We start from the raw sequence: 16,741 nt of genomic DNA on the forward strand, positions 1-16,741 counted from the left end.
GATGGTACTCGCAATTACTCGGAAGCGACGGGCAGCAGCACACGGAACACGGTGCGTCGCGGCTCGGATTCGCACTCGACCATGCCGCCATGGTCGCCAATGATCTTCGCGACCAGGGCCAGGCCTAGGCCGGTGCCGCTGGATTTGGTGGTCACGAAGGGCTCGAACAGATGCGGCTTGAGGTCGGGGGGACGCCCTCGCCATTGTCGCGCACGGTCACTTCCAGGGGCAGCCGCAGGCGCCGCCTGGTGCCCGGCACGGCCATGCGCACGCCGTGGCGATAGGCGGTGCTGAGCGAAATCTCGCCGCCCTTGGCCGGGGCCGCCTCGGCGGCGTTCTTGACCAGGTTCAGGAAGACCTGGATCAACTGGTCGCGGTCGCCCGGCACCGAAGGCAGCGACGGGTCGTAGCTTTCGTTGAAGCGCAGGCCCTTGGCGAAGCCGGCCAGCGCGATCTTCTTAACGTGTTCCAGCACCTGGTGGATGTTCACCGGCTCGTGGGACAGGGGGCGGCCCTCGTTGAAGGCCTCCATGCGGTCGACCAGGCCGCAGATGCGATCGGTCTCGTCACAGATCAGGCGGGTCAGCTCGCGGTCGGACTCGGCCGCGTTCTGTTCCAGCAACTGCGCGGCACCGCGAATGCCCGACAATGGATTCTTGATTTCGTGGGCCAGGATCGCCGCCATGCCGGTGACCGAGCGCGCGGCGCCGCGGTGGGTCAACTGGCGATCGATGCGCTGGGCGATGGCGCGTTCCTGCAGCGACACCAGCATCAGGCCCGATTGGTCGGCCAGCGGCGTCACCTGCATGTCGACCGGGCGGTGGCCGATCTTGGGCGAGCCGAAATCGACCTCGTATTCGAACACCGAAATGCCGCCCTGGCGCACCTGCTCGACCACCGCCAGCAAGGGATGGGCGAAAGGCGTTACCTGGTCGAGGCGAAGCCTGGTCAAGACCGTGGCACCGGTGGCAAAAAACGCCTCCGCCGCGGCATTGGCGTAACGGATCATGCCCTCGCTGTCGATCAGCAGGACCGCCTTGCCCAGGGCATTGAGCACGACTTCGAGATCGATGGCGGGGACGGCGGCGCGGCCCTTGCCGGAAACGGCCGGGGCAGCCGATGATTTTGCCATTACGCGGCCTTTCGATCGAGGAAGGGCGCGTAGAACGCGTTGATATGGGCCTTCACGGCGGCCGGCTCCTCGATGCGGTTGATTTCGGCGCGGAACGCCGCAGAGCCGGGCAGGCCCGATGAATACCAGGCGACATGCTTGCGCGCCATGCGCATGCCGGTCACGTCGCCATAGTGTTCGAGCATGGCGTCGTAATGTTCGAGCAACAGGGCCAGTTGCACCTCGATCGGGGGATCGGGCAGGCGCTCGCCGGTCTTCAGGAAGTGGATCACCTGGTTGATGAACCAGGGCTTGCCATAGGCGCCGCGCCCGACCATGACGCCATCGGCGGTCGACTCGGTCAGGATCTGCCGGGCTTCCTCCAGCGTCGTCACGTCGCCATTGGCGATCACCGGGATCTTCACCGCGGCCTTTACCGCGGCAATGAAATTCCAGTCGGCCCGGCCGTTGTAGAGCTGGCAGCGGGTGCGGCCGTGGACCGTGACCATCTTGATCCCGCAATCCTCGGCGATGCGGGCGAGTTCCGGCGCGTTGCGGCTGTCGTGATCCCAGCCGGTGCGCATCTTCAGGGTCACCGGCAGGCTGACCGCCTTCACCGTCGCCTCGATCAGGCTGCGGGCGTGGGCAAGGTCGCGCATCAGGGCGGAACCGGCGTGGCCGTTCACCGCCACCTTCTTCACCGGGCAGCCCATGTTGATATCGATGATGGCGGCCCCCCGATCGGCGTTCAGCTTCGCCGCCTCGGACATGGAACCGGCCTCGCAGCCGGCAAGCTGCACCGCCATGGGAAATTCCTCGGCGCAGTTGCTGGCCATTTTCAGCGATTGGCGGGACTGGCGGATCATCGCTTCCGATGCGATCATCTCGGACACGACGAGGCCCGCGCCCAACCGCTTCACGAGGCGGCGGAACGGCATGTCGGTGACGCCCGACATCGGTGCCAGGATCACGGGATCCGCAATCTGCACGGGTCCGATAGCGATAGGGGCAATCGCGCTGGTCATTCTTTGGGCACTTTACCGGGCTGCACTATAAACGTGCAATCTAGGCCCAACGCTTGTGCACCGCAATGCCCATCGCGTCGCAGGGGGCATGCCATTCGGCCCAGTGTGGCGAAGCAGCCACTAGGCCGCAATCGGGCGCCCGGCTAGTGTCCGGGCATGAGCGAGTCACCCTCAATTGCCCGCGTCGCGGTCATCCTGGCAGCCGCCGGCAGCGGCAGCCGGGCGGGGCATGGCCTGCCCAAGCAATACCGCGCGCTGGCGGGCAAACCGCTGATCCGCTGGACGGTGGAGGCGCTGCGCCGCCACCCGCAAATCGGCGATATCGTCGTGGTCGTCGACCCCGCCCTTGCAGCGGTGGCCGCCACCCTTCTCGACGGCACGGCCGCCGGACCTTTCGTGGCCGGCGGCAGCGATCGCCAGGCCAGCGTGCTGGCCGGGCTCGAAAGCCTGGCGGCCCTGGCAATACCGCCCGATCTGGTCCTGATTCATGATGCGGCCCGGCCCTCGACCAGCCCGGCAACCGTGGACGCGGTCATCGCCGCCCTGGAACGTGCCGATGGCGCCATCCCTGCCCTGCCCGTCGTCGACACGCTGAAGCAGGGCGGCGGGGGCAGGATCACCGGCACCGTGCCGCGCGAGGGGCTGTTCCGTGCCCAAACCCCCCAGGGCTTTCGCTTTCCCGCCATTCTCGAGGCCCATCGCCTTGCCGCGGGCCGGCTGCTGACCGACGACGCCGCGGTGGCCGAAGCCGCCGGGCTGACCGTCGCCCTGGTCGCCGGCGAGGAGGAGAACTTCAAGGTGACAAGCGCGCAGGATCTGGTCCGGGCCGAACGTGCTTTATTGAACCGCCTGCCCGACATCCGCACCGGCCAGGGCTTCGATGTCCATGCCCTGGGCGCCGGCGACGGCGTGTGGCTGGGCGGCGTCAAGATCCCCGCCGATCTTTGCCTGATCGGCCATTCCGATGCCGATGTCGCCTTGCACGCACTTACCGATGCGCTGCTGGGTGCCATCGGCGCCGGCGACATCGGCCAGCATTTCCCGCCCTCCGATGCGCAATGGCGCGGTGTCGCGTCGTCCCGCTTTCTGGCCCATGCCGCAAGCCTCGTCGCCGCCAGGGGCGGTGCCATCGCCCATGTCGACCTGACGATCATCTGCGAGCGGCCCAAGGTCGGCCCGCATCGCGCCGCCATGGTCCAGCGCATCGCCGAGATCCTGTCGATTGGGCCCGAGCGCGTCAGCGTGAAAGCGACCACCACCGAACGCCTCGGCTTCACCGGCCGCGGCGAGGGTATCGCCGCCCAGGCCATCGCAACCGTGAGATTGCCCTGATGCTTCCTCTCTGGCACCCGGCCCGGATCATCTCGACCGGTGTCTACGTCGGCCATCTGCCCGGCCCGGCCGGCACCTGGGGCTCGGCCGCGGCGCTGGTCCCGGCCTGGTTCATCCGCGACGCCGGCGGCCCCTGGGCCTTGGCGGCGGCGGCGGTGCTGATCACCCTGATCGGCATCTGGGCCTCGGGCCTCTATGCCGGCGCCATGGACATGAAGGATCCCGGCAGCGTGGTGGTCGACGAATTCGCCGGCCAGTGGTTCACCCTGATCGTGGTGCCCAACGAGCTGGCATGGTTCGCCGTCGCCTTCGCCCTGTTCCGCCTGCTCGACATCACCAAGCCCTGGCCGGCAAACTGGGCCGACCGCACCCTGCCCGGCGGCTTCGGCATCGTCATCGACGATGTCATCGCCGGCCTGATGGGGCTGGTTTTCATGGGGGCCTTGATCGAACTATGGTGACCACCCTGTTCCCCGCCGCCCTGGAGACCCGCGCCGCCGCCCTGATCGCGGCTGCCGCCGCCAAGGGCTGGCTGATCGCCACGGCCGAAAGCTGCACCGGCGGCCTGATCGCCGGCCTGCTGACCGAAATCGCCGGCTCCAGCATCGCGGTGGATCGGGGCTTCGTGACCTATTCCAACGAGGCCAAGATGGAGATGCTGGGCGTGCCGGCCGCGCTGCTGGACGCCTATGGCGCCGTCTCGGAACCGGTCGCCCGTGCCATGGCCGAAGGCGCCTTGGCCCGCAGCCGCGCCCATGTAACCGTTTCAGTCACCGGCATCGCCGGCCCCGGCGGCGGCAGCGACGCCAAGCCGGTCGGCCTCGTCCATTTCGCCTGCGCCCGCCGCGACGCGCCCACTGTCCACATCGAACGCCGCTTCGGCGACATCGGCCGCTCGCCCGTGCGGATGGCGACGATCGACCAGGCAATGCAACTGCTCGAACTCGCAGTCGCCCAGCCAATGACGGCCTGACGCCTCCACCGTCGTCATTCCGGCGAAGGCCGGAATCCATCGCTGTCCAGTGCCAGATCCTCGGCACTACGCGCGACCCCAGCATGGATCCCGGCCTCCGCCGGGATGACGGCGGTGAAACTTCGTTTCAAGCCGGCAGCCGGGTTGAATAGGCTTGAAAAATCTCGTCTGAGAAGGCGACGAAAGTCACCTTCTCGGGCAGGTCATTCACCGAGAGGAATTTCAGCGTCTCCGCCATTGCAATCTCGGTTGCCTGTTCGATGGGGTAGCGATAGATGCCGCAACTGATCGCCGGGAAGGCGATGGTGCGCAGGCCGTGCTCGGCCGCAAGGCGGAAACTGTTGGCGTAGCAGGCGGCAAGCAGGGCCGGCTCGCCGTGATTACCGCCGTTCCACACCGGGCCTACGGTATGGATGACGTGCTTGACTTGCAGCTTGTGCCCGCCGGTGATCTTGGCCTGACCTGTCTTGCAGCCGTTGAGCATCCGGCATTCCAACGCCAGCCCCGGCCCGGCAGCCCGATGGATCGCACCATCCACACCGCCGCCGCCCAGCAGCGACGAATTGGCCGCGTTCACGATCGCATCGACAACAAGCTTGGTGATATCCCCTCGCCGCAATTCGATACGGTCGGCGACGGACATCATCACGCCGCCGCGCTCGGCTCGCCGTACAGGGCGTGGGCGCGGGTCTCGAAGGCGGAGACCATGCGGCGGGCGGCGTCTTCGAAGACGCCGCCGATCATCTGGGTGTAGACCTTGTTGCGGAATTCGAAATCGACCAGGAAGTCGATCACGCAGCCGGCGCTGCCGTCGGGCATCGGCATGAAGCGCCAATGGTTCTTCAGGTAGGCGAAGGGCCCTTCGGTGAAGGTCACGTCGATATCGTAGGGCGGCTTCAAGGTGACGGCCGAGGTGAAGCGTTCGCGGAAGGCCTTATAGCCGATGATCAGGTCGGCGATGATCAGGCTCTGCGAGCGCGCACGGATGCGCGAGCCCACGCACCACGGCAGGAACTCGGGATATTGGGCGATGTCGGCAACTAGGTCGTAGAGCTGCCCCGGACTGTAGGGCAGCGTCTTGACTTCAGCGTAGCGTGGCATGGGCGGCGAGCTGCGCCTCCCGGGCGGCTTTCAGGCGGGCGAAATCCTCGCCCGCGTGGTGCGACGAGCGGGTCAGCGGCGAGGCCGAGACCATCAGGAAGCCCTTGGCCCGGGCCATGATCGCATAGTCGGCGAATTCCGCCGGGGTCACGAAGCGATCGACCGGGGCATGCTTGGGCGTCGGCTGCAGGTACTGGCCGATGGTGATGAAGTCGACCTCGGCCGAGCGCAGGTCGTCCATCACCTGGTAGACTTCCGCCTTGGTCTCGCCCAGGCCGACCATGATGCCGGATTTGGTGAACACCGTCGGGTCCAGTTCCTTGACCTGCTGCAGCAGGCGCAGGGAGTGGAAATAGCGCGCGCCCGGCCGGATCGTGGGGTAGAGCCGCGGCACGGTTTCCATGTTGTGGTTGTAGACGTCGGGCCGGGCCGCCACCACCGCCTCCACCGCGCCATCCTTGCGCAGGAAGTCGGGAGTGAGAATCTCGATCGAGGTTCGCGGCGCCGTCTCGCGCAGGCGCGCGATCACCTTCACGAACTGGCTGGCGCCACCGTCGGCCAGGTCGTCCCGGTCGACGGAGGTGATGACCACATGCTCCAGGCCCATCTCGCCGACCGCGACCGCGACATGGTCGGGCTCGTCGGGATCGGGATGCATCGGCATGCCGGTCTTGATGTTGCAGAAGGCGCAGGCCCTGGTGCAGGTGTCGCCCAGGATCATCACCGTGGCGTGCTTCTTCTTCCAGCACTCCCCGATGTTTGGGCAGGCCGCCTCCTCGCACACCGTGTTCAGCTTCAGCCGGCGCATCATGGCGCGGGTCTCGGCATATTCGGGGCTGGTCGGCGCCTTCACCCGCAGCCAGTCGGGCTTGGGCTTGCGTGTCGGCGCGGCCACCTGGGTGGGGGTGGCGGTGCCCGCGGGGAGATCGGTCATCGTCATGGCCTAGATGTGAATGGCCCGGCCGTAAGCGTCAAGCACTGCCTCGTGCATCATTTCCGACAGGGTGGGATGCGGAAACACCGTGTGCATCAATTCTTCCTCGGTGGTTTCCAGCCCCATGGCGACCACAAAGCCTTGAATCAACTCGGTAACTTCGGCCCCGACCATGTGTGCGCCCAGCAGTTGCCCGGTCTTGGCGTCGAATATGGTCTTCACCAACCCCTGGTCCTCGCCCAGCGCAATCGCCTTGCCGTTGCCGGTGAAGGGGAAGCGGCCGACCTTGACCGCGTAACCGGCTTCTTTGGCCTTCTTCTCCGTGAGGCCCACCGAGGCGATCTGCGGGTGGCAATAGGTGCAGCCGGGAATCTGCTCCTTCTTCATCGGGTGCGGGTTGAGGCCGGCGATGGCCTCGACGCAGATTACGCCCTCGTGCTCGGCCTTGTGGGCCAGCATGGGCGGGCCGGCGACGTCGCCGATGGCATACAGACCGGGCACATTGGTGCGGCCGAAACCGTCGATCTTGATGCAGCCCTTCTCGGTCGCGACGCCCAAGGCCTCGAGCCCCAGGTTCTCGATATTGCCGACGACGCCGACGGCGGAGATCACCCGGTCGACGGTGATTTCGCTCTTGCCGCCCTTGGCATCCTCGATCGTGGCGGTGACGGTGTCGGCACCCTTCTTGAGGCCCAAGACCTTGGCGCCGGTCAGCACCTTCATGCCCTGCCTCTCGAAGCGCTTGCGGGCATGGGCGGCGATTTCCTCGTCCTCCACGGGCAGGATCTGCGGCAGGACTTCGACCACCGTCACTTCCGCCCCCATGGTGCGGTAGAAGCTGGCGAATTCGATGCCGATGGCACCCGACCCCACGACCAGCAGCGACTTCGGCATGGCCTCGGGCACCATGGCCTCGAAATAGATCCAGACCAGCTTGCCGTCGCCCTCCAGGCCGGGCAGGTTGCGCGGGCGTGCGCCGGTCGCCACGATCAGGTGCTTGGCAGCGTAGTCGCCGACCGGCTTGCCATCCTTGGTGACGGAAACGCTGGTCGCGGCGGTCAGCTTGGCCTCGCCGTCGATCACCGTGATCTTGTTCTTCTTCATCAGGAAGGTGACGCCGCTGTTGAGCCGCTTGGCGACCCCGCGGGAGCGTTCGACGACCTTCTTGATGTCGAAGGAGACCTTCTCGGCCGACAGGCCGTAGTCGCCGGGATGGTTCATGTAATGAAACACCTCGGCCGAACGCAGCAGGGCCTTGGTCGGGATGCAGCCCCAATTGAGGCAGATGCCGCCCAGGTGCTTGCGCTCCACCACCGCGGTCTTGAGGCCCAGTTGCGCGGCGCGGATCGCCGCGACATAGCCGCCCGGCCCGCCGCCGACGACGATGACGTCGAATGTCTCAGCCATCTCTCAGTCCTTCTCTATCTCGGGCGTCATCCCGGCGAAGGCCGGGATCCATCGTCGTCCAACGCGCGACGGCCCAATGGATTCCGGCCTTCGCCGGAATGACGGTTGAAGAATCACAGCATCATGGTGATGGGGTCTTCGATCAGACCCTTGAAGGCGGCCAGCAGTTGCGAGCCCACGGCGCCGTCGACCACCCGGTGATCGCACGACAGGGTGACGGTCATCAGGGTGGCGATGGCCAGGGCCCCGTCCTTCACGATCGGCCGCTTCTCGCCCATGCCCACGGCCAGGATCGCGCCATGGGGCGGGTTCACCACGGCGGCAAATTCCTTGATCCCGAACATGCCGAGGTTGGAGATCGAGAAGGTGCCGCCCTGGTATTCCTGGGGTTTCAGCTTGCGCGTGCGCGCCCGCTCGGCCAGGTCCTTGGTCTCGGTCGCGATCGCCGCCAGGCCCTTGGCCTCGGCATTGAAGACGATCGGCGTGATCAGGCCGCCATCGATGGCAACCGCCACCGCCACGTCGGCGTGGCGGTGGCGCAGGATCGCCTCGTCGGTCCAGCTCGCATTGGCCGCCGGCACCTTCTTCAGGGCCAGGGCGCAGGCGCGGACGATGAAGTCGTTGACCGAGATCTTCACCGGCGACTTGGCGTTAAGGTTGGTGCGCAGGGCCAGCAAGGCGTCCAGCTCGCAGTCGATCGTCAGATAGAAATGCGGGATGGTCTGCTTGGCCTCGGACAGGCGCCGCGCCACGGTCTTGCGCATGCCGTCGTTGGGGACGACGTCGTAGGAGCCTTCGGGGAACGGCAAGGCGGCCGGGGCCGGCTTGGGGGCCGCCACGGGTGCCGGTGCCGCGGCAAGTGCCACCGCGGGCGCTGGGGCGCGCGGTGCCTTGGCCGCTGTCTCGACATCGGCCTTCACGATGCGGCCGTGCGGGCCGGAGCCCTTCACGGACGCCAAGTCGACGCCGGAATCCCTGGCGATCCGCCGGGCCAGCGGGCTGGCGAACACGCGCGTGCCTGTCGCCGGCGCCGGGCGGCCACGACCGGTGCTGCCGGTGCTGCAACGGGGGCCGCCGGTGCCGCTTCGGCCGCCTTGGGTGCCGGTGCCGCCTTGGCAGCCGGGGCGGTAACCGCCTTGGCGTCCTCGCCTTCCGCGGCGATCAGGGCGATGGGCGTATTCACCGCGACATTGTCAGTGCCTTCGGCCACCAGGATCTTGGCGAGGGTGCCTTCATCCACCGCCTCCACTTCCATGGTGGCTTTGTCGGTTTCGATCTCGGCGATGATGTCACCGGCTTTGACGGTGTCGCCTTCCTTGACCAGCCATTTGGCGAGCTTGCCCTCCGTCATGGTGGGCGAAAGCGCCGGCATCAGGATTTCGATGGCCATTTGTCTGCTCCCCCGTCAGGCGCGGTAGAGGACGGCCTTGGCCGCCGCCACGATGTCGCCCGCATTGGGCAAGGCCAGTTTCTCGAGATTGGCGGCATAGGGCATGGGCACGTCTTTGCCCGCTACCCGCAGCACCGGGGCATCGAGATAGTCGAAGGCCTGTTCCATGATCAGGGCCGAGACCTCCGAACCGATACCGCAGGCGGCCCAGCCCTCTTCCACCGTCACCGCGCGATTGGTCTTCTGGACCGAGCGCACCACCGTCTCGATGTCGAGCGGGCGGACCGAGCGCAGGTCGATCACCTCGGCGTCGATCCCCTCGCCCGCCAGAATCTCGGCCGCGGCCAGGGCATGCATGACGCTGATCGAGAAGGCGACCAGGGTTACATCCTTGCCCGGCCTGGCAATGCGCGCCTTGCCGATGGGCAGGACGTAATCGGCCGTCGGCACCTCGAAGCTCTTGCCATAGAGCATCTCGTTTTCCAGGAAGACGATCGGGTTGCGGTCGCGGATCGCGGCCTTCAGCAGGCCCTTGGCATCGGCGGCGCTATAGGGCACCACCACCTTCATGCCCGGGCAATGGGCGTACCAGGAGGCATAGCATTGGCTGTGCTGGGCGCCGACGCGCGACGCCGCGCCGTTGGGGCCGCGGAAGACGATCTGCGAGATCTGCTGGCCGCCCGACATATAAAGCGTCTTGGCGGCGGAATTGATGATGTGATCGATCGCTTGCATGGCGAAGTTGAAGGTCATGAATTCGACGATCGGCTTCAGCCCTGCGAAAGCCGCGCCTACCCCTAAGCCGGCAAAGCCGTATTCGGTGATCGGGGTATCGATCACGCGGGTGGCGCCGAATTCGTCGAGCAGGCCTTGGGTGACCTTATAGGCACCCTGGTACTGCGCCACTTCCTCGCCCATCACGAAGACGTCGGGGTCGGCGCGCATTTCCTCCGCCATGGCATCGCGCAAGGCTTCGCGCACGGTCATGGTGACGGTGGGGCCGGCGGGCAGGTCGCCGGCCGGGTTGGCCTCGCCGCCCGTCGAGATCGGCGCCGCCGGGACCTTCGGGGCCTCCGCGGCCGGTGCGGCCACCGGTGCCGGCGCCGCCTTGGGGGCCGGTGCGGCCGAGGCATCCTCGCCTTCCGCGGCGACGATGGCGATGGCGGTGTTCACCGCCACATTGTCGGTGCCCTCGGCGATCAGGATCTTGGCGATCTTGCCCTCGTCGACCGCCTCGACCTCCATGGTCGCCTTGTCGGTCTCGATCTCGGCGATGACGTCGCCGGCCTTGATGGTGTCGCCTTCCTTCACCAGCCATTTGGCGAGCTTGCCCTCGGTCATGGTGGGCGAGAGCGCGGGCATCAGAATTTCTACGGCCATTTTCTTTTATCCTCGCCCGCTCAGCGCAGAATGTCGGTCATGAGCTCGCTCTCGGGCGGCTCGGGACTGGTTTGGGCAAAGTCGGCGGCCTCGGCCACGACCTGCTTCACGTCCGCATCGATGGCCTTCAGGCCGGCCTCGTCGCTCAGCTTGGTGGACAGGATCAGGTCGCGGGCACGGTCGATCGGGTCGTGTTCGGTCCGCATCTTCTGCACCTCTTCCTTGGTGCGGTACTTGGCAGGATCGGACATGGAATGGCCGCGGTAGCGGTAGGTCTTCATCTCCAGCAGGATCGGCCCCTTGCCGCCACGGGCCCAGGCCACCGCCTCTTCGCTGGCGGCCTTCACCGCCAGCACGTCCATGCCGTCGACCAGGCGGCCGGGGATGTTGAAGCTGTCGCCGCGGCGGTGAAGCTGGGTCTGGGCCGAGGCGCGGGCAACGGCCGTGCCCATGGCATACTGGTTGTTCTCGATCACATAGACGATGGGCAGGCCCCACAGCTCCGCCATGTTGAAGCTCTCATAGACCTGGCCCTGGTTGGCGGCACCGTCGCCGAAATAGGCGATGCAGACATTGTCCTGCTTGCGATACTTCATGGCGAAGGCCACGCCGGTGCCCAGCGGCACCTGGGCGCCGACGATGCCGTGGCCGCCGTAGAACTGCTTCTCGGCACTGAACATGTGCATCGAGCCGCCCTTGCCCTTGGAATAGCCGCCGATGCGGCCCGTCAGTTCGGCCATCACCCCCTTGGGGTCCATGCCGCAGGCCAGCATGTGGCCGTGGTCGCGGTAGCCGGTGATGACCGCGTCGCCCTGTTTCAGCGCCGCCTGCATGCCGATGACCACGGCTTCCTGGCCGATATAGAGGTGGCAGAAGCCGCCGATCAGGCCCATGCCGTACATCTGGCCCGCCTTCTCCTCGAAGCGGCGGATCAGGAGCATTTCGCGATAGTAGTGGAGGAGTTCAGGCCCTGGCGTGGCGTTGACCGGTTCGTCTGCCGGCTTCTTCTGCGCGCTCTTTGCCATCGGCGTCTCCTGCTGTCGTCGGCCCTTGATGGCCGCTCCGGGATCTGATGGAAGCGCAGATTAGTGAAACGCGCATGACGGACAACCGATTAAACGGCCACCCATGCAAATTTGCATGACTTGCTGCAGCGCAGCGTGCAGCACCATGCGGATCTCGGGAAAAAACTGTCAGATCACCCTGTAGTCGCCCTCAGATCACCCCCGCCGCCCCCCTGTCGTCATGCCCGGGCTTGTCCCGGGCATCCACGTCGGGACAGTGCAAGCTCGTTGACGGAAGAGGCAGCTTGCCGACGTGGATGGCCGGGACTTCGCCCACGGCTGTCCGGTTTAGTTTTAGTGGACTGGTTGCACGGTGTTGATTCTACTCATGTTCAGACGTTGGCGCGTCTCCTGGACATGAAATCGGAGCAACACCGTGCGACACCACAATAGCGTTTTCCACGATCTGCTGAAGTGGGTTCCTTGGGATCGGTTCGAGCAACTGACCGCGGCGCATCAGGCCGATCGCCGGGTCCGGCGGCTGCCGACCAAGAGCCAGTTCATCGCCCTGCTGTACGGGCAATTGTCCGGCGCGAGCAGCCTGCGGGAGATCGTCGCGGGCCTGGAGAGCCATGCCGCGCGGCTCTATCACGTCGGCGGGCGTACGGTGTCGCGTTCGACCCTGGCCGACGCCAATGCCGGGCGCCCCAGTGAAGTGTTCAGCGCGTTGTTCGCCGCCATGGTCGCCGGTGCCGGGCGCGGCCTGCGCCGGGCCGTGGGTGAAGCCACCTATCTCATCGACTCGACCAGCATCCGCCTGACCGGCGTGGCGGCAGAGTGGGCGCGCTTCTCAGCCAATGCCTGCGGCGCCAAGGCCCATGTCATCTACGACCCCGATGCCGACCGGCCGATCTATGCGGCGGTCACCCCGGCCAAGGTCAACGACATCACCGCGGCCCAGGCCATGCCCATCGAAGCGGGGGCGACCTATGTCTTCGACCTGGGCTACTACGACTACGCCTGGTGGGCCGGGCTGGACGCCGCCGGGTGCCGCATCGTCACGCGCTTCAAGTCCAACACGCCCTTGACGGTGACCGCCGAACGGCCGCTGCCCGAGGGCGCTGCCAACATCCTGTCCGACCGCGTCGGCCTGCTGCCGCGGCGCCAGGCCACGAACCGCAAGAACCCGTTCTCCGCCCCCGTCCGCGAGGTCTGCATCACGATCGAAACCGGCAAGGTGCTGCGCCTCCTGAGCAACGATCTCGATGCCAGCGCCCAGGAAATCGCCGACCTCTACAAGCGGCGCTGGGCCATCGAGCTGTTCTTCCGCTGGGTCAAGCAGACCTTGAAGATCCGCCGCTTTCTCGGCACCAGCGAGAACGCGGTCCGCATTCAGGTTGCCGTCGCCTTGATCGCCTTCCTGCTGTTGCGCCTGGCCCAGGCCGCCCAGCAAACGGTTCAAAGCCCGCTCGCCTTCGCCCGCCTGGTGCGCGCAAACCTCATGCACCGCCGACGGCTCGACCGGCTAATCGGGGCCGAGCCAAGACAACGCATCGACCCCAACCAGATGAGCTGGCTATGAGCGTAATCTTAACCGGACAGCCGTGGGACTTCGCCCGGCCATGACGAAGAGAGCAGTGCGTAAAGGAGGCTCGGCGGCCCGACAGGCGCCGCCATCACTGCGGATTGAGGATGACCACGTCGTTCTCGTGGGCGAAGCCCAGGGTGACGCGCGCCCGCTCCTCGATCATGTCGCGATCGAGGCTTTCGGGGCGCAGCAGGGACACGCGGCGTTCCAGCGCCTCCCGCTGCTCGGAAACCTGCGCCAGTTGCGCCTTGGTCTCCTCGATCTCATGGCTGAGGCGCAGCCACGACACCAGCCCATAGTCGCCCTGCACCAGGTGATAGCCGAAATACCCGGTCACACAGATCGCCACCACCGGCACGATGGCCTGGCGCGTCCGACGGCGAAGTTCATTGGCGAGAGTCATGGGCGGATTGAATCATGAGCGGATTCAGCGGTCAATTGATTCCGCCATCTTACAAACAAACTATAGACGATCGTGACAATCGCAGTGACTGGAAGCATTACCAGCGCCGTCTCCTTAAAATTAAAACCAACCCAAAACAGAATCTCGCCGGGGATGTGTGTATGGGGGAATGCGTGCTCCCAGGGGTACCTGAGTGAATGCAATAGGATTGCAAGCACATGTATCATTACCGCCGCCATAAACGCTGCAAGCAAGGCTTTCTGAATCCCAGGCCCCGGCTCATTCCAGAATACACCGAGCCACACGACCGCCGGCATAGTAAGCAACGAAATCCACACTGATTCTTGATTTGTATTATGGATAACAAAATAATCGTCAAATATGTTGGCCGTCAAACCAAGGGAAAGGCCGAGCAGCAGTCCGTAGATGACCGCATTTCGTAACAGTACCGTTAATGAAAATGGGAATATTTCCCTACTTATCTCGCTTAAGGCCTGCTTTCGTCTTACCAGAAATGAGCAACCAAAGGCGATCAACGCAAGGAACGGAAGCGCGCGCGACACATCTCTAGCCACAAAAAGGACCTCATACAAAATGCCATGGTGTGCATCGGCAGGCGTCAGCAGCCATGTTAACCAAAGGAAGATCGCTGGCGTAGCAATTGCCGCGGCGGCACCGATGATCAGCGATCGCTGCCAAGGCTGGTTTACCGGCGACGCAAACGCAAACCAGCAGAACAAACCCGCTAGGAAGCACGGTACAAACGCTTTGAGAGGTGTGCTCCAATGCGGGTGACCGCCAGCAAAAAGATAAACTGCCACCAAGAAGCCGATAGTAGGCAATACCGCAAAAAGTAATCCAAAGATGGCGCTGTCGAACAAGTGCCTAGCGATACTGCGCATCTTTTACCTCGTGACCCGCTGCCCAACGGTCGCCAGCAACTACGGCAAGATCAAGGCCAGGTGAGCGCAGAAAATTCTTTCGCGCGCCAACGGGTTGAAACCCGCCGATCACCGCCGCCGATCGTTCAGGGCGCATGTCGCATCCGTTCAATCTGCTGCACCGCACTATTCAAATAATGCCTGGAATATGCGCAAGCGGCGCCAGGGGCGGACATGAGCGACATTTTTTGGGCAGATCCCTGCCCCTGCCGGATGGCTTGAGGGGGAACGGTGGTCGGGACACAGATGCCTCGCGTCAAGATACGCGGCCTGACCAAGATCTTCGGGACGAAGATCGATCCCGCCCTGCGCCTGGTCGATGACGGCGCCTCGCGCGCCGATATCCTGGCCGCCACCGGCTGCGTCGTCGGCCTGCGCAATGTCAGTTTCGATGTCGCCGAGGGCGAGATCCTGGTGGTCATGGGCCTGTCGGGCAGCGGCAAGTCGACCGCGCTGCGCTGTATCAACCGCCTGATCGAGCCGACCAGCGGCGGCGTCACCGTCGGCACCCAAGAGGTGATGGCACTGGATCCCAAGGCCCTGCTGGCCTTCCGCCGCAAGACATTCGGCATGGTGTTCCAGCAGTTCGCCCTGTTTCCCCACCGCAGCATCCTGCGTAATGCCGAATACGGCTTGGAGATCCAGGGGGTGGCGCCTGAGATCCGCAAGGCCAAGGCCCTGGCCGCGCTCGAACAGGTCGGCCTCAAGGGCTGGGAAGACCGCTACCCCTCCCAGCTTTCGGGCGGCATGCAGCAGCGCGCGGGCCTGGCCCGGGCGCTGGCGGTCGACACCGACATCCTGCTGATGGACGAGGCCTTCTCGGCCCTCGACCCGTTGATCCGGCGCGACATGCAGCAGGAACTGGTCACGTTGCAGAAGAAGTTGAAGAAGACGATCATCTTCGTCTCCCACGATCTCGACGAGGCGGTGGCCCTGGGCGGGCGGATCGTGCTGATGCGCGACGGCGAGATCGTCCAGGACGGCACCGCCATCGACCTGCTGACCAGCCCGGCCGACGACTATGTCCGCCGCTTCACCAGCCACCTCGACGTGCTGGGCGTGATCACCGCCGGCGCCATCATGCGGCCCCTCAACGGTGTCGCCGCGGCCCCGGCGACGCGCGTGGCCGCGGCCATGACCCTGCACGAGGTGCTGGGCGCCCTGGACACCGCCGGCGGCGAGATCGGCGTGCAGGACGGCGGGCACCTGGTCGGCCTGATCGGTGCCCACGACTTGATCACCGCGCTGGCTGCGCGCGGCCAGGCATAGGAGCGGGTGATGGACTGGACCGTGCCGAAATTCCCGCTCGACGAGCTCAGCGACCAGGCCCTGGACTGGTTGACCACGCAGTTCTCAGGGCTCACCCGCGCCATCTCCCACATCGTCGCCGACTGGATCGATGTCGCGAGCACCGCCATCGCCGGCCTGCCGCCCTGGGCCACCATCCTGGTGATCGCGGCCGTGGTCTGGCGCCTCACCACCTTGCGCATCGCCGTGCTCACCCTCGCCGGCTTCCTGTTCCTGTGGAACCTGGAATTGTGGCGCGCCACGGTGCAGTCGCTGGTGCTGGTGCTGTTCTCCACCGCCGCGGCCCTGGCGATCGGCATTCCCATCGGCATCTTCGCAGCGCTCAACCGCCGGGTCTGGCGCACGATCAGCCCCCTGCTGGACATGATGCAGACCATGCCCAGCTTCGTGTACCTGATCCCGGCCATTCCCTTCTTCGGCCTGGGCGCGGTCTCGGCCGCCTTTGCCACCATTGTCTTCGCCATGCCGCCGACCATCCGCCTGACGGCGCTGGGCATCATCGAGACGCCCACTGCCTTGGTCGAGGCGGCGGACGCCTTCGGTTCCAGCCGGATGCAGAAGCTGGTGAAGGTGCAACTGCCCCTGGCCGTGCCCACCATCCTGGCCGGCGTCAACCAGACCATCATGCTGGCCCTGTCGATGGTGGTCATCTCGGCCATGATCGGCGCCGGCGGCCTGGGCGGCGAGGTCTGGCGCGCCATCCAGCGGCTGGAGGCCGGCAAGGGCTTCGAGGCCGGCATCGCCATCGTCATCCTCGCGGTCATCCTCGACCGCGTTACCCAGCACGTTGCCAAGCGCATGCGCGGCGACAGGCAGACCCAAGAGTCCTGACCCACCCAACCCC

Annotated in this window: 14 protein-coding genes and 3 pseudogenes; 6 read left to right on the forward strand and 11 right to left on the reverse strand. The window is 65.7% G+C overall.

Going from position 1 to position 16,741, the window contains the following annotated elements:
* Window positions 1-14: 14 nt before the first annotated feature.
* Window positions 15-1,132, reverse strand: a pseudogene (locus D3874_RS10500) (two-component system sensor histidine kinase NtrB).
* Window positions 1,132-2,082: a tRNA dihydrouridine synthase DusB gene (dusB, locus tag D3874_RS10505; protein ID WP_456306409.1), complete on the reverse strand. Its 951-nt coding sequence runs from the start codon at window positions 2,080-2,082 to the stop codon at window positions 1,132-1,134. The pseudogene D3874_RS10500 and the gene dusB overlap by 1 nt, the downstream one beginning before the upstream one ends.
* A 210-nt stretch (window positions 2,083-2,292) precedes the next feature.
* On the opposite strand from dusB, the gene D3874_RS10510 reads away from it, so the two are divergent.
* The 3 genes from D3874_RS10510 to D3874_RS10520 are packed head-to-tail and all read left to right on the forward strand — an operon-like array spanning window position 2,293 to window position 4,441.
* Window positions 2,293-3,468 (forward strand): bifunctional 2-C-methyl-D-erythritol 4-phosphate cytidylyltransferase/2-C-methyl-D-erythritol 2,4-cyclodiphosphate synthase, encoded by a 1,176-nt coding sequence (locus D3874_RS10510; protein ID WP_119778044.1) that lies wholly within the window; start codon window positions 2,293-2,295, stop codon window positions 3,466-3,468.
* Window positions 3,468-3,929, forward strand: a complete 462-nt coding sequence (locus D3874_RS10515; protein WP_119778045.1) for a phosphatidylglycerophosphatase A family protein — start codon at window positions 3,468-3,470, stop codon at window positions 3,927-3,929. The genes D3874_RS10510 and D3874_RS10515 overlap by 1 nt, the downstream gene beginning before the upstream one ends.
* Entirely contained in the window at window positions 3,923-4,441 is a 519-nt protein-coding gene (locus tag D3874_RS10520; protein ID WP_119778046.1) for a CinA family protein, read from the forward strand. The genes D3874_RS10515 and D3874_RS10520 overlap by 7 nt, the downstream gene beginning before the upstream one ends.
* 127 nt (window positions 4,442-4,568) lie before the next feature.
* Here the strand turns inward: D3874_RS10520 and D3874_RS10525 are convergent, their stop codons facing one another.
* From D3874_RS10525 to pdhA, 7 genes and pseudogenes are all read right to left on the reverse strand, one after another.
* Window positions 4,569-5,087, reverse strand: a complete 519-nt coding sequence (locus tag D3874_RS10525; protein WP_233559904.1) for an O-acetyl-ADP-ribose deacetylase — start codon at window positions 5,085-5,087, stop codon at window positions 4,569-4,571.
* Entirely contained in the window at window positions 5,087-5,542 is a 456-nt protein-coding gene (locus tag D3874_RS10530; RefSeq protein ID WP_119778047.1) for a type II toxin-antitoxin system RatA family toxin, read from the reverse strand. Before D3874_RS10530 ends, D3874_RS10525 begins: the two co-directional genes overlap by 1 nt.
* Window positions 5,526-6,413 (reverse strand): annotated as a pseudogene (gene lipA / locus D3874_RS10535) (lipoyl synthase); the annotation flags it as partial. The pseudogene lipA and the gene D3874_RS10530, both read right to left, overlap by 17 nt.
* Window positions 6,414-6,485: 72 nt before the next feature.
* A complete protein-coding gene (lpdA, locus tag D3874_RS10540; protein ID WP_119778048.1) occupies window positions 6,486-7,883 on the reverse strand; it encodes a dihydrolipoyl dehydrogenase in 1,398 nt (465 codons plus the stop codon).
* A 113-nt stretch (window positions 7,884-7,996) separates the two neighbouring features.
* A pseudogene (locus D3874_RS10545) lies at window positions 7,997-9,273 on the reverse strand (pyruvate dehydrogenase complex dihydrolipoamide acetyltransferase).
* 15 nt (window positions 9,274-9,288) lie between these two features.
* On the reverse strand, window positions 9,289-10,653 hold the full coding sequence (locus tag D3874_RS10550; RefSeq protein WP_119778049.1) for a pyruvate dehydrogenase complex E1 component subunit beta: 1,365 nt from the start codon (window positions 10,651-10,653) through the stop codon (window positions 9,289-9,291).
* A 20-nt stretch (window positions 10,654-10,673) separates the two neighbouring features.
* A complete protein-coding gene (pdhA, locus tag D3874_RS10555) occupies window positions 10,674-11,678 on the reverse strand; it encodes a pyruvate dehydrogenase (acetyl-transferring) E1 component subunit alpha (protein ID WP_119778050.1) in 1,005 nt (334 codons plus the stop codon).
* A 415-nt stretch (window positions 11,679-12,093) separates the two neighbouring features.
* Here pdhA and D3874_RS10560 point away from each other — a divergent pair, with 415 nt between their 5' ends.
* Entirely contained in the window at window positions 12,094-13,239 is a 1,146-nt protein-coding gene (locus D3874_RS10560) for an IS4 family transposase (protein ID WP_119775687.1), read from the forward strand.
* Window positions 13,240-13,333: 94 nt separating this feature from the next.
* On the opposite strand, the gene D3874_RS10565 is transcribed toward D3874_RS10560, so the two are convergent.
* On the reverse strand, window positions 13,334-13,648 hold the full coding sequence (locus D3874_RS10565) for an FtsB family cell division protein (protein ID WP_119778051.1): 315 nt from the start codon (window positions 13,646-13,648) through the stop codon (window positions 13,334-13,336).
* Window positions 13,645-14,550, reverse strand: coding sequence for a hypothetical protein (locus tag D3874_RS27940; RefSeq protein WP_147385617.1), 906 nt, complete (start codon window positions 14,548-14,550; stop codon window positions 13,645-13,647). Before D3874_RS27940 ends, D3874_RS10565 begins: the two co-directional genes overlap by 4 nt.
* Window positions 14,551-14,835: 285 nt before the next feature.
* On the opposite strand from D3874_RS27940, the gene D3874_RS10570 reads away from it, so the two are divergent.
* Both D3874_RS10570 and D3874_RS10575 read left to right on the forward strand, forming a co-directional pair.
* Window positions 14,836-15,858 (forward strand): quaternary amine ABC transporter ATP-binding protein, encoded by a 1,023-nt coding sequence (locus D3874_RS10570; protein WP_119778052.1) that lies wholly within the window; start codon window positions 14,836-14,838, stop codon window positions 15,856-15,858.
* Between the two features lie 9 nt (window positions 15,859-15,867).
* Window positions 15,868-16,728, forward strand: coding sequence for an ABC transporter permease (locus tag D3874_RS10575; protein ID WP_119782247.1), 861 nt, complete (start codon window positions 15,868-15,870; stop codon window positions 16,726-16,728).
* Window positions 16,729-16,741 lie beyond the last annotated feature (13 nt).

The sequence above is a fragment of the Oleomonas cavernae genome (genome assembly GCF_003590945.1).
In the GTDB taxonomy this organism is placed as follows: domain Bacteria; phylum Pseudomonadota; class Alphaproteobacteria; order Zavarziniales; family Zavarziniaceae; genus Zavarzinia; species Zavarzinia cavernae.